We start from the raw sequence: 16,760 nt of genomic DNA, 5'->3' as shown, positions 1-16,760 counted from the left end.
CCAAATACTCACTGATCGCAGCCTGGCTCAGCCCAAGGCTTTGCCCAATCGCACGCTGCGCCAGACCATGCTCCAGCCGCAGACGTAAAATCTCACGTATCTTCCGCATCGACAATCTCTCTCCAGGCATCTCGAACCCTTGCTCCTCGGCAAAAGATCAAGACTACCTTCAGTTGAAGACTGTCAGCAGAGACCCACCAGCACCGCGCCGATCCCAATGATCGCGATCACCGGAATCGATGATCGCAATCAAACGGAATCCATGATCGCGATCCACCGGATTGCGTGATCGCGATCAAACGGAATCAGTGATCGCGATCCACCGGAACGCGCAGCTTGGAATGTTGCCGCGCAGGTCGAGCAAGGTGTGCAGTTTGACGGCGGATTTGGTGGTGCGAAAATGTGCCCACGGAAACATCGTCATGCACAGATCGATCGTTGTCGAATCAAAGGCATAGACCGTATTTTCGAGTTCAAGCCCAAGATCTTCACCCGCGTACAGCGTGCGAGCCTGACCGATCAGGCTTTGTGCCAGCGCCGCATAGATGCGCCAGTCACGCGATTCGTTGGCATCGGCAAGCGTCGCGCGCCGAACCGGTTCGCGAAAACCCATATGATAGAGCTTCGGGCCATGAACCGAGAGGCACGTCTCGATATCGCGCAGACTGTCCCGATAGGTCAGTTGGGCAAAGGCCATCGCCCGGTACTGCGCCGCGCAAGGAAATACCCGCACCCGCTGGTCGCCACCGTAGCGGTCGACCATACGCGTGAAACTGCTCCACGGTAGAAAATCCATCAGTTGAGCAAACAGCGTCTTGCCGGTGTTCATAACGGGCGACTCCTCGGTCCAAACCGAAAAGTGCCAGATCAAAATTCAAATCGACACCACCCACAAAATGCCGGAAAACTAAATCAAATCAAACTGTTATATGCTAACAATCCCGGCTAAGCCGGACGGCAGTGAAAAAAGAAGCAAAAAACTTTCTGTCTCTGGGGCGCGGGCGTTTTCAAAGGCACGTGCCCAAATTAACAAAGTTTTTTTTGCTTCTTTTTTGTTCACAAAAAAGAAGAATCTCCTCATCACCTTTGATATCCTTGTTGCCGCCAACCAAAACCCTTGACAAACGCCCCTCAGCGCCACACATTCCTATAATAGAATATCTTGCGGTCCAGGAGTCAGCAACGATGATCAACCGCCCCGAGGTTCTGCCGTTCTACGATCCGGCCACCAGCACGATCAGCTACATCGTGATCGATCCGGCGAGCCATCACGCGGCGGTCGTCGATTCCGTGCTCGATTACGATCCCAAAGCCGGCCGCGTCTCGACCAACTCGGCCGATGCGCTGATCGATGCGGTCCGCACGCGTGACCTGACGATCGACTGGATCATTGAAACCCATGTCCACGCCGATCATTTTTCCGCCGCCCGCTACCTCCAAAAACATCTCGGCCGCGGCGTCATCGGCATCGGCGATCATATCGCGCCGGTCCAGAGCAATTTCGCCGATATTTTCGACCTCGGTCCCGATTTCGCGACCGATGGCCGCCAGTTCGATCACCTTTTCAAAGACCACGAAACATTCGCGGTCGGCACCATCCCGGCCGAGGCCATCTACACGCCCGGCCACACGCCGGCCTGCATGTCCTACCACATCGGCGATGCGGTCTTCGTCGGCGATACCTTGTTCATGCCCGATTACGGCACCGCCCGCTGCGATTTCCCGGGTGGCGATGCCCATGCGCTCTACCATTCGGTACAAACCCTGTTCGCTCTGCCGCCCGAAACCCGGGTATTCACCGCGCATGATTACCAGCCCGGTGGCCGCGCACCCGCCTGGGAAAGCACGATCGGTGCGCAGCGCGCCCATAACGTCCAGATCCACACCGGCATCAGCGAGGCCGATTTCGTCGCGATGCGCGAAAAACGCGATGCCACGCTGCCGGCGCCGGTGCTGATTCTGCCCTCGCTCCAGGTCAACATCCGCGGCGGCGACCTGCCGGATCCGTCCGGAAACGGCCGGCGCTATCTGAAAATCCCGTTGAACACCCTCTGATCGGCGTCCCATGCTGCTGCCACCACCGCTACCAACCGCGTTCACACCGCTGCTGTCGCTCGCCGGCGGACTGATGATCGGCGCCGCCGCCGGTCTGCTGTGGCTCGGCATCGGCCGCATCGCCGGGATCAGCGGCATCGTCGGCGGCGTGGTCGAACGCGTCGAGCGCGACTGGCGCCTTGCCTTCATCTCCGGCGTCCTGCTCGCCGGTATCCTGGCGCGCGGCCTCGGTCTGGCCCCCGCCATCCATCTTCAAGGGTCGCTCCCGCTGCTGGTCGGTGCGGGCCTGCTGGTCGGTGTCGGCACCGCGCTCGGCGGCGGCTGCACCTCCGGCCACGGCATCTGCGGCCTCTCACGCCTGTCGCCGCGCTCGATGGTGGCAACCGCCTGTTTCATGATCATCGCCTTCGCGGTGGTCTTCTTGACCCGCTCGATCGGAAGCTTCTGATGCGCCGCACCCTGGTTGCCTTCCTCGCCGGCCTCATCTTCGGCGCCGGGCTTCTCGTCTCACGCATGGCGGACCCGGCCAAGGTTTTGAATTTCCTCGATTTCACCGCCCATTGGGACCCGAGCCTCGCCTTCGTAATGGCCGGTGGTGTCGTGATGGCGAGCCTTGCCTTCGCGGTGGCGCGCCGGCGCAGCCACCCGTGGTTCGGTACGCAGTTCCCCACTCTGCCCTATGGCGGCATCACCGCGAGGCTGGTGATCGGCGCGGGATTGTTCGGCATCGGCTGGGGCCTGGTCGGCCTTTGCCCCGGACCAGCACTGGTCGCGCTCGCCATCCATCCGTTGCGAGTCGCTCCGTTCGTCATCGCCATGATCGCCGGATTATGGATCGTCCGGCTGCTCAGCGCCCGCCGCGTTCAATCGGCAGCGGCCGCGCGGTCGGCATCGCTCGTGCAGAACAGCCGGTAGATCAGCCCGACCACCTCGCGCGCGGCATCACTGCCCAGCGCATAATAGATCGTCCGCGAATCCCGCCGCGTCGTCACCAGCCCATCCTGACGCAACCGCGCCAATTGCTGCGAAAGATGCGCCTGGCGTATCCCCAACTCACGCTCCAACTGCCCGACCGAGGCCTCGCCATGCGTCAGATGGCACAGCACCATCAACCGATGCGGATTGGCGATGCACCGCAAAAACTGCGCCGCAATCGTCGCGCTGCTGGTCATCGCATCGAGTTCGATGCTGTCGTCCGCAATGGCATGATTGATCCGCGTCGTTTTAAAATCATTGGGCAAGGCTGCTTGACCCATCGGCGTTCCCCATATTCACGATCGTGAAATAGTCAGTGACTATGATCTGATTAAATATGCTTTGGCAAGGCTTGAGCGAAAAAACAAAACAACCAATCGGCCGCGTCTATCAAACGCAGGCGGTTGCCCTGTGCTGCCCAGGGTGAACCACCCTACGCGCCGATCAACCCCAGTTCCGGGCTCGAAGCCTCGGCATGAAACTTCCGTGGAATCCGCCCGGCGCCGCGCGCATCGAACCCCGCCCGCACCGCCGCCGCCATCGCGCCGGCCATCCGCACCGGATCATGCGCGCGCGCAATCGCCGTGTTCAGCAGCACGGCGTCGCACCCCAACTCCATCGCCTGCGCCGCGTCGGACGCGGTGCCGATCCCCGCATCCAGCACCACCGGCACCGCGCTCTGTGCGCAGATCCGCTCGATATTATAAGGGTTCGCAATCCCCAGCCCCGAGCCGATCGGCGAGCCCAGCGGCATCACCGCCGCCGCGCCGACATCCGCGAGCTTGCGGCACAGCACCGGATCATCGGTGCAATAGGGCAGCACGACAAACCCGGCCTTCACCAATGCCGCGGTTCCCTGGAGCAGGAACTCGGCATCCGGATACAACGTCTCCCGATCACCGATGATCTCAAGCTTGATCCAGTTGGTCTCCAACGCCTCGCGCGCCAGTTCCGCCGTCAGCACCGCATCGCGCACAGTCGCGCACCCGGCGGTGTTCGGCAGCAGCCGAAACCGCCCGCCCAATTCATCGAGCAACGACCCGCCATACGCATCGAGGCTGATCCGCCTTATCGCCACCGTCACCAGCGAAGGTGCCGCCGCCTCCAGCGCATCGAGCAGAGTGAGCTGATTGGGATATCCGGCGGTCCCCATGAACAGCCGCGAGCCCAGCGCCACCCCGGCGATTTCGAGCCCCGCCACGTCAGCCACCACCCACCGCCCGCACGATCTCGACCTGATCGCCCGCGCTCAATGCCGTGCTGCCCCAGGCCGATTTCGGCACCAGCGTCTCGTTCAGCGCCACCGCCAGCCCCTTGGTCTCATCCAACCCCTTGGCCGCCAGCAATGCCGCAACCGTCGGCGCGAACGGCTCGAACGCGCCGTTTACCCGGATATCATCATCGTTCATGCCGCACTCCTCAGCCGATCGAATCGCGCCGCACCAAACGGGGCAACGCGCGGATCCACCACGCCGTCGATCATCGTCGCCGCCATCGCCGCCGCCGTCACCGGCGTCAGCAAAATCCCGTTGCGATGATGGCCGGTGCAGAACATCAGGCCGGGCAGGGCGCTCGGCCCCAGCACCGGCGCATCGTCGCGCGACCCCGGCCGAAACCCAACCCAGGTCTCGATCACCGGCAAGTCCTCGATCCCCGGCACCGCCCGCCAGGCGCCATCAAGCAACGAATACAGGCCGCCGGCCGTCATCCGATCATCGAACCCGCGCTCCTCGACCGTCGCCCCCACCACCAGCCGGCCATCCGCCCGCGGCACCAAATAAGCCTTGGGCGCCCAGATCACATGGCGCACCAGCGGATCGGCTGGGTTCATCTGCACCGCCAGCATCTGCCCCTTCACCGGGCGGATCGGCGGCCGCGCGATCGGCAGCTCAACACCACCCGACCACGCCCCGGCGGCCAGCACCACCACATCCGCCGGATGAAACGTCTCATCGACCACCACGCCGGAAGCCCGCCCCTGCGCCGTCTCGACCCGCGCCACCGTCGCCTGTTCATGCAGCGCGCCACCCGCGCGGCGAAACGCCTCGGCCAGTGCGGCCACCAACGCCCGATTATCGACCTGGATATCGTCCGGCGAAAACACCGCCCCGGCCAGTTGCGGCGCCAGATACGGCTCGCGCTCACGCGCCTCACCCGGCGTCAGCCACGCCAGGTCGATGCCCTGGCTATGCTGGAACGCCATGTCATGCCGCAGTCGCGCGGCATCGTCGCGATTGAGCGCGACCAGCATCGTGCCCTCGCGCCGCAACCCGACCGAACGCTCGGATGCCGCCTCGACCTCGGCTGCGAAATCCGGCCACAATGCAAGCGAGGTCCGGTTGAGCACCCCAAGCGCCGCCTCGCCCGGCTCGGCCTCGCACGCCGCCGCCAGCATGCCGGCGGCGGCATGGCTCGCACCCCGCCCCACGGTATCGCGCTCGAACAACGCAACCGAGACCCCGCGCTGCGCCAACCGCCAGCCCAGCGCCAGCCCGATCACCCCGCCGCCAATGATAGCGACCCGCATCGGCTCAGTCCGCCGCGGCCTCGTCGACATAGATCTTGCTGCCCGCCTCGCGGAACTCGGCCGACTTCTGCTCAAGCCCGGCCATCCGCTCGCTGTCCTCGCGAATATCGTGCGAGATTTTCATCGAGCAGAATTTCGGCCCGCACATCGAGCAGAAATGCGCCACTTTATGCGCATCCTTCGGCAGGGTCTCATCGTGATACTGTTTCGCGGTATCCGGATCGAGCCCAAGATTGAACTGGTCCTGCCAGCGAAATTCGAACCGCGCCCGGCTCACCGCATCATCGCGCAATTTCGCCGAAGGATGCCCCTTGGCCAGATCCGCGGCATGCGCCGCCAGCCGGTATGTCATCACCCCGACCTTCACATCATCACGGTTCGGCAGCCCCAGATGCTCCTTGGGCGTCACGTAACAAAGCATCGCCGTCCCAAACCAGCCGATCATCGCCGCCCCGATCGCCGAGGTGATATGATCGTAACCTGGGGCGATATCGGTGGTCAGCGGCCCGAGCGTATAGAACGGCGCCTCGTGACAAACCTTGAGCTGGCGCTCCATATTCTCCTTGATCTTGTGCATCGGCACATGACCCGGCCCTTCGATCATCACCTGGCAACCCTTCGCCCAGGCCCGCTTGGTCAATTCGCCCAGCGTGTCCAACTCGGCGAACTGCGCCGCATCATTGGCATCCGCGATCGATCCCGGCCGCAACCCGTCGCCCAACGAGAACGACACATCATACTTGCGCATGATGTCGCAGATCTCATCGAAATGCGTGTACAGGAAACTCTCCTGGTGATGCGCCAGGCACCACCGCGCCATGATCGACCCGCCACGCGACACAATCCCGGTCACCCGCTTTGCCGTCAGCGGCACATAGGCCAGCCGCACCCCGGCATGGATCGTGAAATAATCCACCCCCTGCTCGGCCTGCTCGATCAGCGTATCGCGGAATACCTCCCACGAGAGCTTGTCCGGATCACCACCCACCTTCTCCAGCGCCTGATACAACGGCACCGTCCCGATCGGCACCGGCGCGTTGCGCATGATCCATGAGCGGATGTTATGAATATTCCGCCCGGTCGACAGATCCATAACCGTATCACCACCCCAGCGGATCGCCCAGACCAGCTTCTCCACCTCATCCGCCGCACCCGACGTCACCGCCGAATTACCGATATTGGCGTTGATCTTGACCAAAAAATTGCGCCCGATAATAACCGGTTCCAACTCGGGGTGATTGATATTCGCCGGAATAATCGCCCGCCCCGCCGCAATCTCGGACCGCACGAATTCCGGCGTGATGAACTCCGGAATCGCCGCCCCGAAATCCTCGCCATCCGCCCGCCGCTCGGCTGCACCCTCAGCCGCCTTGGCGCGCCCGAGATTCTCCCGATGCGCGACATAGATCATCTCTTCGGTAATCACTCCGGCGCGCGCGAACTCGTACTGCGTCACCATCGTGCCATCGGGACCTGCCAGCACCGCGCGCTCGGCCGGGCAGGGCGGCACCAGCCGATCGGCCGGCGCGAACCCGTTGTCCTCCGGCTTGACCGCGCGTGGCGCCACGCTCTCAAACCCGCGCCCGGCCAGCCACGCCCCGCGCACCTGCGGCAATCCCGCGTCCAGATCGAGCGAAAAATGCGGATCGGTGAACGGGCCGGACGTATCATATAGCCGGAACGGCGGCTCGTTCGCGGTCGGGTGCAAATCCACCTCGCGGAACGGCACTGCAATATCCGGCCGGCCTTCGGGCGAAGAGAACACCTTGCGCGACCCCGAGATCGGGCCCGTGGTCACGATGGCTGGCTTGGTCTGGACGTTCATGGCGCGTTCCTCAACAAAAATGAGGGGTAACGCAGCGGCGATCGGTGCAACAAAGGCAAATCCCGTCCCTCCGCCGGCGCAACCCGGATCAGGTTCAAAGAGTTGCCGGACAAACCCGGCTCTCAGCGCGACGGCGCACCCCTCGGAATAATCCTAGACTGATTTGATCATGCCGCCATGTCAACCCATCAGCGCGGGGTCGGCTGTGCAGGCCACACCCCGCCCGCCCGATGCCCGATCCGCGATTTACCACAGATCCGTTCATCATCTGTTCATTTTTCACAGGCAAACTAAAAATTACCAGGCGACAAAACCGCGCCTGTCGGACACCCAGAACCGGCATTTCGGTGCCCCGAACTACGATTGGGCCGCATATGATTGGACTCATCCCGTTCCTGGTCGATCGTTTCACAACGACGCATTGCGGTGCCGATGCGCGGCAAACGATCCTTGCAGCCTGCGACCTGCCGTCCGATTTCGAATTCAGCATCGCCCAAACCTACGATGACGATCTCTGCCGCACCGTCATCACCACCATGGCTGCCCGCACCGGCCTGACCTTGCCCGATCTGTACGACCGTCTCGGCGTCTTCTTCCTCGCTTGGCTCGCAGAAAACCTCGGTGGCCTGTTTGCCGGCGCCGAGGATACCGCATCGTTCCTGATGCGTCTGCCCGTTGTCTACAACAGTTTCGCCGCCACCGCGCGCGGCTCCGGCCTGCAAGGCGCGTCCGAAATCGTCTCGGTCCGCGCCAACGGCGACCGTCTGCGCGTCACCTACCAGTCCCAGGCGGCTTTCGCCTCGTTCTACGTCAGCTTTATGCACGCGGTTGCCTCCCACTTCGGGCAATCGATCGACGTCAGCATCCTCGCCGGCGATCTCGATGCGCCGTTCTGCGTGTTCGATGTCGCGGCTGTGCCCGTTCATCAAACTCCGCCATCGGCGCGCCAAACCCATGCGCGCGACCAATCGGAGGTGATCCTTTGCCATGGTGATTGACCAAGCCATCGTCCCCGCACTCAAATCGGCCGAAATCGAAGACATCTGCCGCCAATTCTGCACCCTCGCCGACGAGATCGGACCCAGCCGCATCACGACCGATAGTTCGCATCCGCTGGTCCAGAAATTCGCGCTCGCCGCCAATTTCTCGCTCGATGTCGCACGCCGCGCCGTCCGCGCCTCGACCGAGGCGATCCAGGAACTCCGCAAAATCCACCGCATGGCCCGCATCGGCAGTTGGCGGGTCATCGTCGAAGGACGCTACACGACCTGGTCGGATGAAATGCACACACTGGTCGGCGACGTTCAGCGCGCCATAATCCCCGGCTTCGATGCGCTGGCCCAATTACTGGCCGTCGCCGAGCGTGCCGTTTTCGAAGCGGCCTTCGCCTCGGTCATCGAAACCCGGCAGGGGACCACGATCGAATCCCGCGCGGGCGATGAAATCGGCGCGGATCGCTGGTTCTGGACCGACATGCAGCCCGAATTCGACGATCACGGTGCGGTCTTCGCCGTACGCGGCATCTGCCAGGAGATCACCGAACGAAAATCTGCCTTCGAGCGGATCCGCCACCTCGCGCGCCACGATCCACTGACCGGTCTGGCAAACCGCGCCCATCTCAGCGAACAGCTCGAACTAATCCTGGCCGAGGCATCCCGCCGCCGCGAAACGGTTGCTGTCCTCTGCTTTGATCTCGATGGTTTCAAATCTGTCAACGATCTCTATGGCCATGCCGCCGGGGACGACGTGCTGCGCGAAATGGCCCGCCGCCTTGCCTGCCACGTCCGCGAAACCGATCTGGTCGCCCGCATCGGCGGCGACGAGTTCGTCGTGGTCCAGGCGTTCGGCCAACAACCCGAAGCGGCGCAGAGCCTCGCCAGGCGCCTGCTCGAAGACGTCATGGGCACCATGATGCTCAAGGGGCAGACCGAACTCTCCCTCTCGACCTCGATTGGCATCGCCTACTACCCGGCCGATGCCAAAACCGCGGACGATCTGCTCGCCCGGGCCGACCGCGCCCTGTACTGGATCAAGAACGAAGGCCGTAACAATTTCGCCGCCTACGACCCCACGATGGAACGCGAATATCAGGACCGCCGCAAACTCGAGCACGATCTGCGCCTCGCCTTGCAACGCAGCGAGTTCTCGCTGGTCTATCAGCCCATGCTCTGCGCCCGGCTCGACCAGTTCATGGGGTTCGAAGCTCTGTTGCGCTGGACCAGCCCGGTGCACGGGTCGGTCCCGCCCGACATCTTCATCGGCATTGCCGAATCCATCGGGATCATGGGGCCTTTGGGTGCCTGGGTCCTGCGCACCGCCTGCACCGAAGCCGCGCGATGGCAAAACCCGTTGAAAATCGCCGTCAACGTCTCACCAATCCAGGTCCAGCAGGGCAACCTCGCCGAAACTGTCGCTGAAATCCTCGCCGCCACCGGCCTCGCACCGGAACGCCTCGAAATCGAGGTCACCGAATCCCTCTTGATCCGCCATCCCGAACGCGCCCTCGCCACGCTGCGCGCCATCAAGGCCCTCGGTGTCCGTATCGCGATGGATGATTTCGGCACCGGTTACTCCTCGCTCGCCACGCTCCGCGCGTTCCCGTTTGACAAGCTCAAGGTCGATCGCAGTTTCGTCCGCGACCTCTGCGAGGGCTCGGAATCCATGGCGATCATCAACGCAATCCTCGGTCTCGGCCGCGGCCTGCGCCTGCCGGTGGTGGTCGAAGGCGTCGAAACCGAACTGCAGGCCGCCATTCTGCGCCGCTGTGGTGCCGATGAAATGCAAGGCTACCTGCTCGGCCGCCCGTTGCCGATCGACCAGTTCAAAACGATAACCGTCGGGCGCGGCGCGACCCGTGGTGCCGCCGCGTCGAGGCACCATCATGCCTGATCGGCGGCAGGGCAGGGCGGCCAAGTAAAATCGTAACAAACGCGCTATTTCGCGCTCCAGAACACGCAGCCTGCCGGCTCATTCCGCACCGCCACCATTCCTACGGCGGACCACACAGAAACCTGCTTTGCCAGGCCTGACGGATGGAGTAAGAATCGATCCCGTGAATATGGTACTGCCACGCCCGGTCCGCATTCCGGTCGAAATCGTGTTCGATTTCGTCTGCCCCTGGTGTTATCTCGGCGTCCATCGCTTTGCCCGCATGCGCCTTCGCCGCCGCGACCTCGCCATCCATCCCATCTGGCGGCCGTTCCTCCTCAATCCGGACATGCCGCGCAACGGCATCAGCCGCACCGATTATGCCGCGCGCAAATTCGGCGATGAGGAGCGCGCCCGCCGCTTCTACGCCGCCATCACCGACATCGCCGCCGGCGAAGGCCTGCACGTCGATTTCGCGCGCATCCGCCGCACCCCCAGCAGCATCAATGCCCATCGCCTCGTCCGCTTCGCCGAGCCCTCCGGTGCCGCCGAAGCCCTGATACTCGCGATCTTTCACGCCTATTTTCACGATGGCACCGACATCGGACAGACCGAAGCCCTGGTCGAGATCGCCGCCGAAACCGGGCTCGATCCCGTCGCGGCGCGGTCCTTCCTGCTGTCGGATCAGGCGCTCGATCAGGTCCACGCCGACAATCTCTACGCCCACCGCCTCGGCATCAACGGCGTCCCGTGTTTCGTGGTCGACGGTTCGGCCGCGATCGCCGGCGCCCAGGAACCCGACGTGCTGGAACGCCTGATCGAACTCGCCAATTGCGATGCGACCCCGTTCTGACCAACCCAATTCGTCGGCAAGCCGCCCGCCCATCTTCCGCCGCCGCCGCCCGCGTGGCACAACACCACCATGAAACGCCGCACCCTCCTCGCCACCGCCCCGCTCGCTCTCGCCCTCGCACCCTCGGCGCAAGCCGCTGATTTCACTGGATTCCTGTCAGGCCTCGGCGCCCGCGCCCGCCAGCAGGGCGTGCCGAACAGCATCATCGACCAGGCGCTGGGCGGCCTCACGCCCAACCAGCGCGTCATCCATCTCGATGGCCATCAACCTGAATTCACCCTCACCTGGGCGCAATACAGCGCCCGCGTTGTCACCGAAGCCCGCATCCGCGACGGTCAAGCGAAGCGCCAACAACTCAGCCAGGTGCTCGCCGCCATCCGCACCCGCTTCGGCGTTGCCGCCGATCCCATCATGGGCATCTGGGGCATCGAGACCGATTTCGGCGTCATCCAAGGCAATTTCCAGGTGATCGACTCGCTCGCCACCCTCGCCTGGTTCCGCCAGAGCCCCTATTTCGGCAACGAGGCGATCGCCGCGATGAAAATCGCCGCCCGCGGCGATGCGCCGCTGCCCCGCCTGATCGGCTCCTGGGCCGGCGCCATGGGCCAGCCGCAATTCATGCCCAGCGTCTATCTCACCACGGCGGTCAATTTCACCGGCCGCGGCACCCCGAATATCTGGACCAACGTGCCCGATACCATGGCCTCGATCGCGAATTATCTGCACAAGGCGCGCTGGGTGCCCGGCCTGCCGTCGAGCGAACCGGTCCTGATCCCGCCCGGCTTCAATGCCGGCCTGGCCGGACGCCAGCACCGCCTGCCGCTCGCCCGCTGGCAGGCACTCGGCGTGCATCGCCTCGCCAATGCCGCCCGGCTATCGCCCACCACCGAAGCCTCGCTGCTCCTGCCCGATGGCCCGACCGGCGCCGCCTATCTGGCCTATGCCAATTTCGAGTCCATCCGCCGCTACAACCCCTCGGATCTCTATGCCCTCGCGGTCGGCGAACTCGGGCGATCGATCGCGGCATGAACCGCGCCGCCTGCCTCCCGCTGCTGGCCGCGCTTGCCCTGAGCGGCTGTGTCCACAAACGCATCCGCCCCGGCCCGCCGCCGACCGGCGCGCATTACCTGATCGGCAACCCCTATCAGGCGGATGGCGAATGGCACTACCCGCGCGCGGTCGATGCCTATGACCGCACCGGCCTCGCCACCATCATCCCGCCCGGCCATGACGCGGCAACGACCGATGGCGAAGCCTACGACCCCGAAGGTTTGATGGCGCAAAGCCCGATTCTGCCGCTGCCCTCGCTGGTCCGCGTCACCAATCTGGTCAACGGCCGCACCCTCACCGTCCGCGTCAACGATCGCGGCCCCGCCACCGCCGGCCGCATCCTCGCCGTCAGCCGCAAAGTCGCTTCCCTCCTTGCGTTTCCCGCCACCGGCGTGGTCGAAATGCGCGTCACCCTGCTCGCCGGCCGCTCCGCCGCGCTGCAAACCGCGCTCGGCGCCGGACCGCATCTCACCGCCGCACCGGTCGCCGGCGTGCAATCCAGCGCCCTGCCACCACCCCCCGGCGCCGCCGGCAGCGCGGGCCCGATCACCCAGGCCGCCAGCGCACCCATTTCCAACCCAACGCAAACCACCGCGAACGCGCCACTGTCGGGCGTCGTCCACGCCGTCCCGCCCGATCCCGGCCCGCTCTATGTCGAAATCGCCGGCTTCGGCACCGGCGGCGATGCCCAACAAATCCTCTATCGCCTCGCGGGCATGCCGGGCAGCGTCGTGCCGCAACCGCGCGAAGGCCGCACGCTCTACGCCGTCAAACTCGGCCCCTACCATAGCGTCGCCACCGCCGACGCCGCGCTGCACGAAGTCCTGGCCCGCGGCATCCCCGACCCCGAAATCATCGTGCATTGACCATCCGGATCAGGCCCGGCAGCTTCATCACGTTCGAGGGCGGTGAAGCCGTCGGCAAATCCACCCAGATTGCCCGCCTCGCCGCCACCCTGCGCGCCGCCGGCCACAGCGTCGTCCTCACCCGCGAACCCGGCGGCACGCAAGGCGCCGAAGCCATCCGCGCCGTCATGCTCGATCCCGCCACCAGCCTCGCCCCGCTGGCCGACACGCTGCTGGTCTTCGCCGCCCGCGCCGACCACGTTGCCACACTGATCCGCCCGGCCCTCGCCCGCGGCGACATCGTCCTGTGCGACCGCTTCACCGATTCCACCATGGCCTACCAGGGCTACGGCCTCGGCATCGACCGCGCGATTATCGCAACCCTTACCAGCATGATCGGCCTGACCCCCGATCTCACCCTGATCCTCGAAACTCCACCCGCCATCGCCGCCGCCCGCCTCGCCGCCCGCGCCGCCACGCCCGACCGCTACGAGCGCTTCGATGCGCATTTCGCCGCAAGAATCGCCGCCGGCTTCCGCGCCATCGCCGCGTCCCACCCGGCCCGCTGCGCCCTGATCGATGCGTCCGGCCCGATCGAGTCCATCGCCGCCACCATCGCCGCCACCATCACCCAACGCCTCGCGCCATGATCGCCCCGCGCGCCAACCCCGCCCTGCTCGGCCAGGACCGCGCGATCGCCGAACTCCACCGCGCCGCGTCCGGCCCGCGCCTGCACCACGCCTGGCTGATCGCCGGCCCGCCCGGCATCGGCAAAGCGACCCTCGCTTACCGCTTCGCCCGCTGGCTGCTCGCCGGCGCCACCACGCCCGACCTCTCGCTCCCGCCCACCAACCCCGTCTTCCGCCGCGTCGCCGTCGCCTCCCACGCCGATCTCCTCGTCATCGAACGCCGCTACGATGAGAAAAAAAAGCGCATGCAGGGCGAAATCGTGGTCGAAACCGTCGCCCAGGCCGGCAAATTCCTCCGCCTCACACCCGGCGAGGGCGGTTGGCGCGTCGTCATCGTCGATGGCGCGGAAGCCCTCAACCGCAACGCCGCCAACGCTTTGCTGAAACTCCTCGAAGAACCCCCGCCGCGCGCCATCTGGCTCCTGGTCTGCCACGCCCCCGGCCGCCTGCTCCCCACCATCCGCAGCCGCTGCCGCCTGCTCGATGTCGCACCGCTCGACGCCGCCACCATCCAAATCCTGCTCGCCACCGCCCAGCCCGACCTCACGCCCGACCGCGCCACCCGCCTCGCGACCCTCGCCGAAGGCTCGATCGGCCGCGCCATCGCCCTCGCCGCATCCGATGGCCTGGCCCTGGCCGGCCTGGTCGATGAAGCCCTCACCACCGCCATCACCCCCAGCCGCGCCGCCGCCATCGCCGATGCCATCGCCCGCCTCGAAGACGGTTTCGCCACCTTCACCGACCTCCTGCGCACCGGCCTCGCCGCCGCCACCCGCGCCCAGGCCCGCGCCCAACCCTCACCAGCGCTTGATCACCAGGTCAGCCTCTGGCAGGAGTTCGGCCGCATCCAAGCCGAAGTCGAAGGCCTGAACCTCGACCCGCGCGCCGCCATCATCACCATCCTGCACCAGCTAAGGCCCTCATGACCAAGCGTTTCTACATCACCACCCCGATCTATTACGTCAACGGCGCGCCCCACATCGGCCACGCCTATTCCTCGATCGCGGCCGATGTCATGGCCCGCTTCAAACGCCTCGACGGTTACGACGTCTTCTTCCTCACCGGCACCGACGAACACGGCCAGAAAATCGAAAAAGCCGCGAACGATGCCGGCATCACCCCCCAGCACCTCGCCGACCGCAACAGCGACGCCTTCCGCGCCATGGCCGCCGCGGTCAACCTCTCCAACACCGATTTCATCCGCACCACCGAACCCCGCCACAAAGCCGCCTGCGCCGCGATGTGGCAAGCGCTCGATGCCGCCGGCGCGATCGAACTCGGCCATTACGAAGGCTGGTACGCCACCCGCGACGAAGCCTTCTACAACGAAGACGAACTCACCACCGCGCCCGACGGCACCAAACGCTCCCCCTACGGCGCCCCGGTCGAATGGGTCCGCGAACCCTCATACTTCTTCAAACTCAGCACCTTCCAATCCCGCCTGCTCGACCTCTACGAAACCAACCCCGAATTCATCCAGCCCGCCTCCAGCCGCAACGAAGTGCTCAGCTTCGTCCGCTCCGGCCTGCGCGATATCTCGATCAGCCGCACCAGCTTCACCTGGGGCGTCCCCGTCCCCAACACCCCAGGCCACGTCATGTATGTGTGGATCGACGCCCTCACCAACTACCTAACCGCCCTCGGCTACCCCGACCGCACCGCGCCGAACATGGCGTTCTGGCCCGCGGACATCCACCTCGTCGGCAAGGAAATCACCCGCTTCCACGCCATCTACTGGCCCGCGATGCTCATGGCCGCCAACCTACCCCTGCCCAAACGCGTCTTCGGCCACGGCTGGTGGGTGGTCGATGGTGAAAAAATGTCGAAATCCCTCGGCAACGCCCTCGAAATCCAACCCCTCATCACCGAATTCGGCATCGATGCCATCCGCTTCTTCCTCCTCCGCGAAATCCCCTTCGGTAACGACGGCGATGTCTCCCGCCGCGCCATCATCACCCGCCTGAACACCGAACTCGCCAACGGCCTCGGCAACCTCGCCCAGCGCACCCTCAGCTTCATCGCGAAAAACGCCGGCGCCGCCATCCCCGCCGCCGGCCCCGCCACCGAAGCCGACCACGCACTCACCACCATCGCCGAAACCCTCCCCACCCGCGTCCGCACCGCAATGGACCGCCTCGCCTACCAGGAAGCCCTCGAGGAAATCTGGAAACTCATCCGCGCCGCCAACGCCTATATCGACCACGAACAACCCTGGGCACTCCGCAAAACCAACCCCACCCGCATGGCCCACGTCCTCCGCACCCTCTGCGAAACCCTCCGCATCGCCGCCATCCTGCTCCAACCCTTCATGCCCGAAACCATGGCGAAACTGCTCGACCAACTGGCAATCCCCCCCACCGCCCGCAACTTCGCCGCCCTCGAAACCCACCTCACCGAAGCCACCCCACTCCCAACCCCCACCGGCCTCTTCCCCCGCTTCGTCGAACCGGACGCATGAAAAATCCCCGCGCAGCCCAATCGCCACGCGGTCCCAACCCTCAAAATCTCGATGAAAACCTGGTAGCGGCGGGCGGATTTGAACCACCGACCAAGAGATTATGATTCTCCTGCTCTACCGCTGAGCTACGCCGCCAACCGGTGGCGCCGAGGTAGCGCCCACCGCCAAACCTGTCAATCAGCCCCCATCCCATCAAACCAACCCGAAACCCAAATCCTCCCACTCCGGATTGCCCGCCTCGATCAACGCAAGCTTCCCCCGCCGCGAACCCGTTTTAAGCCGCTTCTCCCGCGCGATCGCGCCTTCCATCGAACCCCACATCTCGAACCACACCAACATCCGGCACCCATACCGCGCCGTAAAACCCGAACCCTCCCCACCCCGATGCTGCGCCACCCGCCGGACCAGATCAGACGTAACCCCCACATAAATCGTCCCATTCCGCCGATTCGCCATCATATAAACCGCCGGCTGCCGCTCCACCCTCATCCCAACCTCCCCCACCACCATTCAGCATCAAAAACCAGAGCAGGGCAGGGGAAGCAAGCCGTTCTTTCTTGAAAGAAAGAACCAAAGAACTCTTATCCCCCGCGCCCGACCCAACCCGTCACCTAC

18 protein-coding genes, 1 tRNA gene, 1 pseudogene and 1 riboswitch are annotated in these 16,760 nt (G+C 64.8%); of the genes and pseudogenes, 12 read left to right on the top strand and 8 right to left on the bottom strand.

Annotated elements, in window-relative coordinates:
* Positions 1–334 precede the first annotated feature (334 nt).
* Positions 335–829: pseudogene (locus BW994_RS11870) on the bottom strand (DUF4372 domain-containing protein); the annotation flags it as partial.
* Between the two features lie 100 nt (positions 830–929).
* Between BW994_RS11870 and BW994_RS19265 the strand changes: the two are divergent.
* From BW994_RS19265 to BW994_RS11855, 4 genes are all read left to right on the top strand, one after another.
* Positions 930–1,121, top strand: a complete 192-nt coding sequence (locus tag BW994_RS19265; protein ID WP_139334095.1) for a hypothetical protein — start codon at positions 930–932, stop codon at positions 1,119–1,121.
* Positions 1,122–1,185: 64 nt separating this feature from the next.
* Complete coding sequence (locus tag BW994_RS11865; protein WP_029313728.1) at positions 1,186–2,055, top strand: MBL fold metallo-hydrolase; 870 nt, start codon at positions 1,186–1,188, stop codon at positions 2,053–2,055.
* A 10-nt stretch (positions 2,056–2,065) separates the two neighbouring features.
* Positions 2,066–2,503 carry a YeeE/YedE family protein gene (locus BW994_RS11860; RefSeq protein WP_029313727.1) on the top strand — a complete coding sequence of 146 codons (438 nt, stop codon included), beginning with the start codon at positions 2,066–2,068 and terminating at the stop codon, positions 2,501–2,503.
* Positions 2,503–2,970 (top strand): DUF6691 family protein, encoded by a 468-nt coding sequence (locus BW994_RS11855; protein WP_029313725.1) that lies wholly within the window; start codon positions 2,503–2,505, stop codon positions 2,968–2,970. Before BW994_RS11860 ends, BW994_RS11855 begins: the two co-directional genes overlap by 1 nt.
* Here the strand turns inward: BW994_RS11855 and BW994_RS11850 are convergent.
* The 5 genes from BW994_RS11850 to thiC all read right to left on the bottom strand — a co-directional run bounded on the left by BW994_RS11850 (position 2,919) and on the right by thiC (position 7,382).
* Entirely contained in the window at positions 2,919–3,311 is a 393-nt protein-coding gene (locus tag BW994_RS11850) for an ArsR/SmtB family transcription factor (protein ID WP_029313723.1), read from the bottom strand. The genes BW994_RS11855 and BW994_RS11850 overlap by 52 nt on opposite strands.
* Positions 3,312–3,463: 152 nt before the next feature.
* Positions 3,464–4,183: a thiazole synthase gene (locus tag BW994_RS11845; protein ID WP_211252812.1), complete on the bottom strand. Its 720-nt coding sequence runs from the start codon at positions 4,181–4,183 to the stop codon at positions 3,464–3,466.
* 49 nt (positions 4,184–4,232) lie between these two features.
* Complete coding sequence (thiS, locus tag BW994_RS11840; RefSeq protein ID WP_029313720.1) at positions 4,233–4,439, bottom strand: sulfur carrier protein ThiS; 207 nt, start codon at positions 4,437–4,439, stop codon at positions 4,233–4,235.
* Positions 4,436–5,557 carry a glycine oxidase ThiO gene (gene thiO, locus BW994_RS11835; protein WP_029313719.1) on the bottom strand — a complete coding sequence of 374 codons (1,122 nt, stop codon included), beginning with the start codon at positions 5,555–5,557 and terminating at the stop codon, positions 4,436–4,438. The genes thiS and thiO overlap by 4 nt, the downstream gene beginning before the upstream one ends.
* Positions 5,558–5,561: 4 nt before the next feature.
* Positions 5,562–7,382 (bottom strand): phosphomethylpyrimidine synthase ThiC, encoded by a 1,821-nt coding sequence (gene thiC, locus BW994_RS11830; RefSeq protein ID WP_029313718.1) that lies wholly within the window; start codon positions 7,380–7,382, stop codon positions 5,562–5,564.
* A gap of 48 nt (positions 7,383–7,430) precedes the next feature.
* A riboswitch (TPP riboswitch) is annotated at positions 7,431–7,535 on the bottom strand.
* A 221-nt stretch (positions 7,536–7,756) separates the two neighbouring features.
* Here thiC and BW994_RS11825 point away from each other — a divergent pair.
* From BW994_RS11825 to metG, 8 genes are all read left to right on the top strand, one after another.
* Positions 7,757–8,380, top strand: coding sequence for a heme NO-binding domain-containing protein (locus BW994_RS11825; protein WP_029313717.1), 624 nt, complete (start codon positions 7,757–7,759; stop codon positions 8,378–8,380).
* Entirely contained in the window at positions 8,370–10,271 is a 1,902-nt protein-coding gene (locus tag BW994_RS11820; protein ID WP_051657621.1) for a putative bifunctional diguanylate cyclase/phosphodiesterase, read from the top strand. The genes BW994_RS11825 and BW994_RS11820 overlap by 11 nt, the downstream gene beginning before the upstream one ends.
* Positions 10,272–10,440: 169 nt before the next feature.
* Entirely contained in the window at positions 10,441–11,103 is a 663-nt protein-coding gene (locus BW994_RS11815) for a DsbA family oxidoreductase (RefSeq protein WP_029313714.1), read from the top strand.
* A 69-nt stretch (positions 11,104–11,172) separates the two neighbouring features.
* Complete coding sequence (locus tag BW994_RS11810) at positions 11,173–12,132, top strand: lytic murein transglycosylase (protein WP_029313712.1); 960 nt, start codon at positions 11,173–11,175, stop codon at positions 12,130–12,132.
* Positions 12,129–13,019 (top strand): SPOR domain-containing protein, encoded by an 891-nt coding sequence (locus BW994_RS11805; protein WP_029313710.1) that lies wholly within the window; start codon positions 12,129–12,131, stop codon positions 13,017–13,019. Before BW994_RS11810 ends, BW994_RS11805 begins: the two co-directional genes overlap by 4 nt.
* A complete protein-coding gene (gene tmk, locus BW994_RS11800; protein ID WP_029313708.1) occupies positions 13,016–13,648 on the top strand; it encodes a dTMP kinase in 633 nt (210 codons plus the stop codon). The genes BW994_RS11805 and tmk overlap by 4 nt, the downstream gene beginning before the upstream one ends.
* Positions 13,645–14,613: a DNA polymerase III subunit delta' gene (locus BW994_RS11795; RefSeq protein ID WP_029313707.1), complete on the top strand. Its 969-nt coding sequence runs from the start codon at positions 13,645–13,647 to the stop codon at positions 14,611–14,613. Before tmk ends, BW994_RS11795 begins: the two co-directional genes overlap by 4 nt.
* Positions 14,610–16,145, top strand: coding sequence for a methionine--tRNA ligase (gene metG, locus BW994_RS11790; protein WP_029313705.1), 1,536 nt, complete (start codon positions 14,610–14,612; stop codon positions 16,143–16,145). Before BW994_RS11795 ends, metG begins: the two co-directional genes overlap by 4 nt.
* A gap of 60 nt (positions 16,146–16,205) precedes the next feature.
* On the opposite strand, the gene BW994_RS11785 is transcribed toward metG, so the two are convergent.
* Both BW994_RS11785 and BW994_RS11780 read right to left on the bottom strand, forming a co-directional pair.
* Positions 16,206–16,280 (bottom strand) — tRNA-Met (locus tag BW994_RS11785).
* A 57-nt stretch (positions 16,281–16,337) separates the two neighbouring features.
* On the bottom strand, positions 16,338–16,604 hold the full coding sequence (locus BW994_RS11780) for a GIY-YIG nuclease family protein (RefSeq protein WP_245594223.1): 267 nt from the start codon (positions 16,602–16,604) through the stop codon (positions 16,338–16,340).
* Positions 16,605–16,760 lie beyond the last annotated feature (156 nt).

The organism is Acidiphilium rubrum (assembly GCF_900156265.1).
Lineage (GTDB): Bacteria > Pseudomonadota > Alphaproteobacteria > Acetobacterales > Acetobacteraceae > Acidiphilium > Acidiphilium rubrum.
This window is presented reverse-complemented; position numbering and strand designations above follow the sequence as displayed.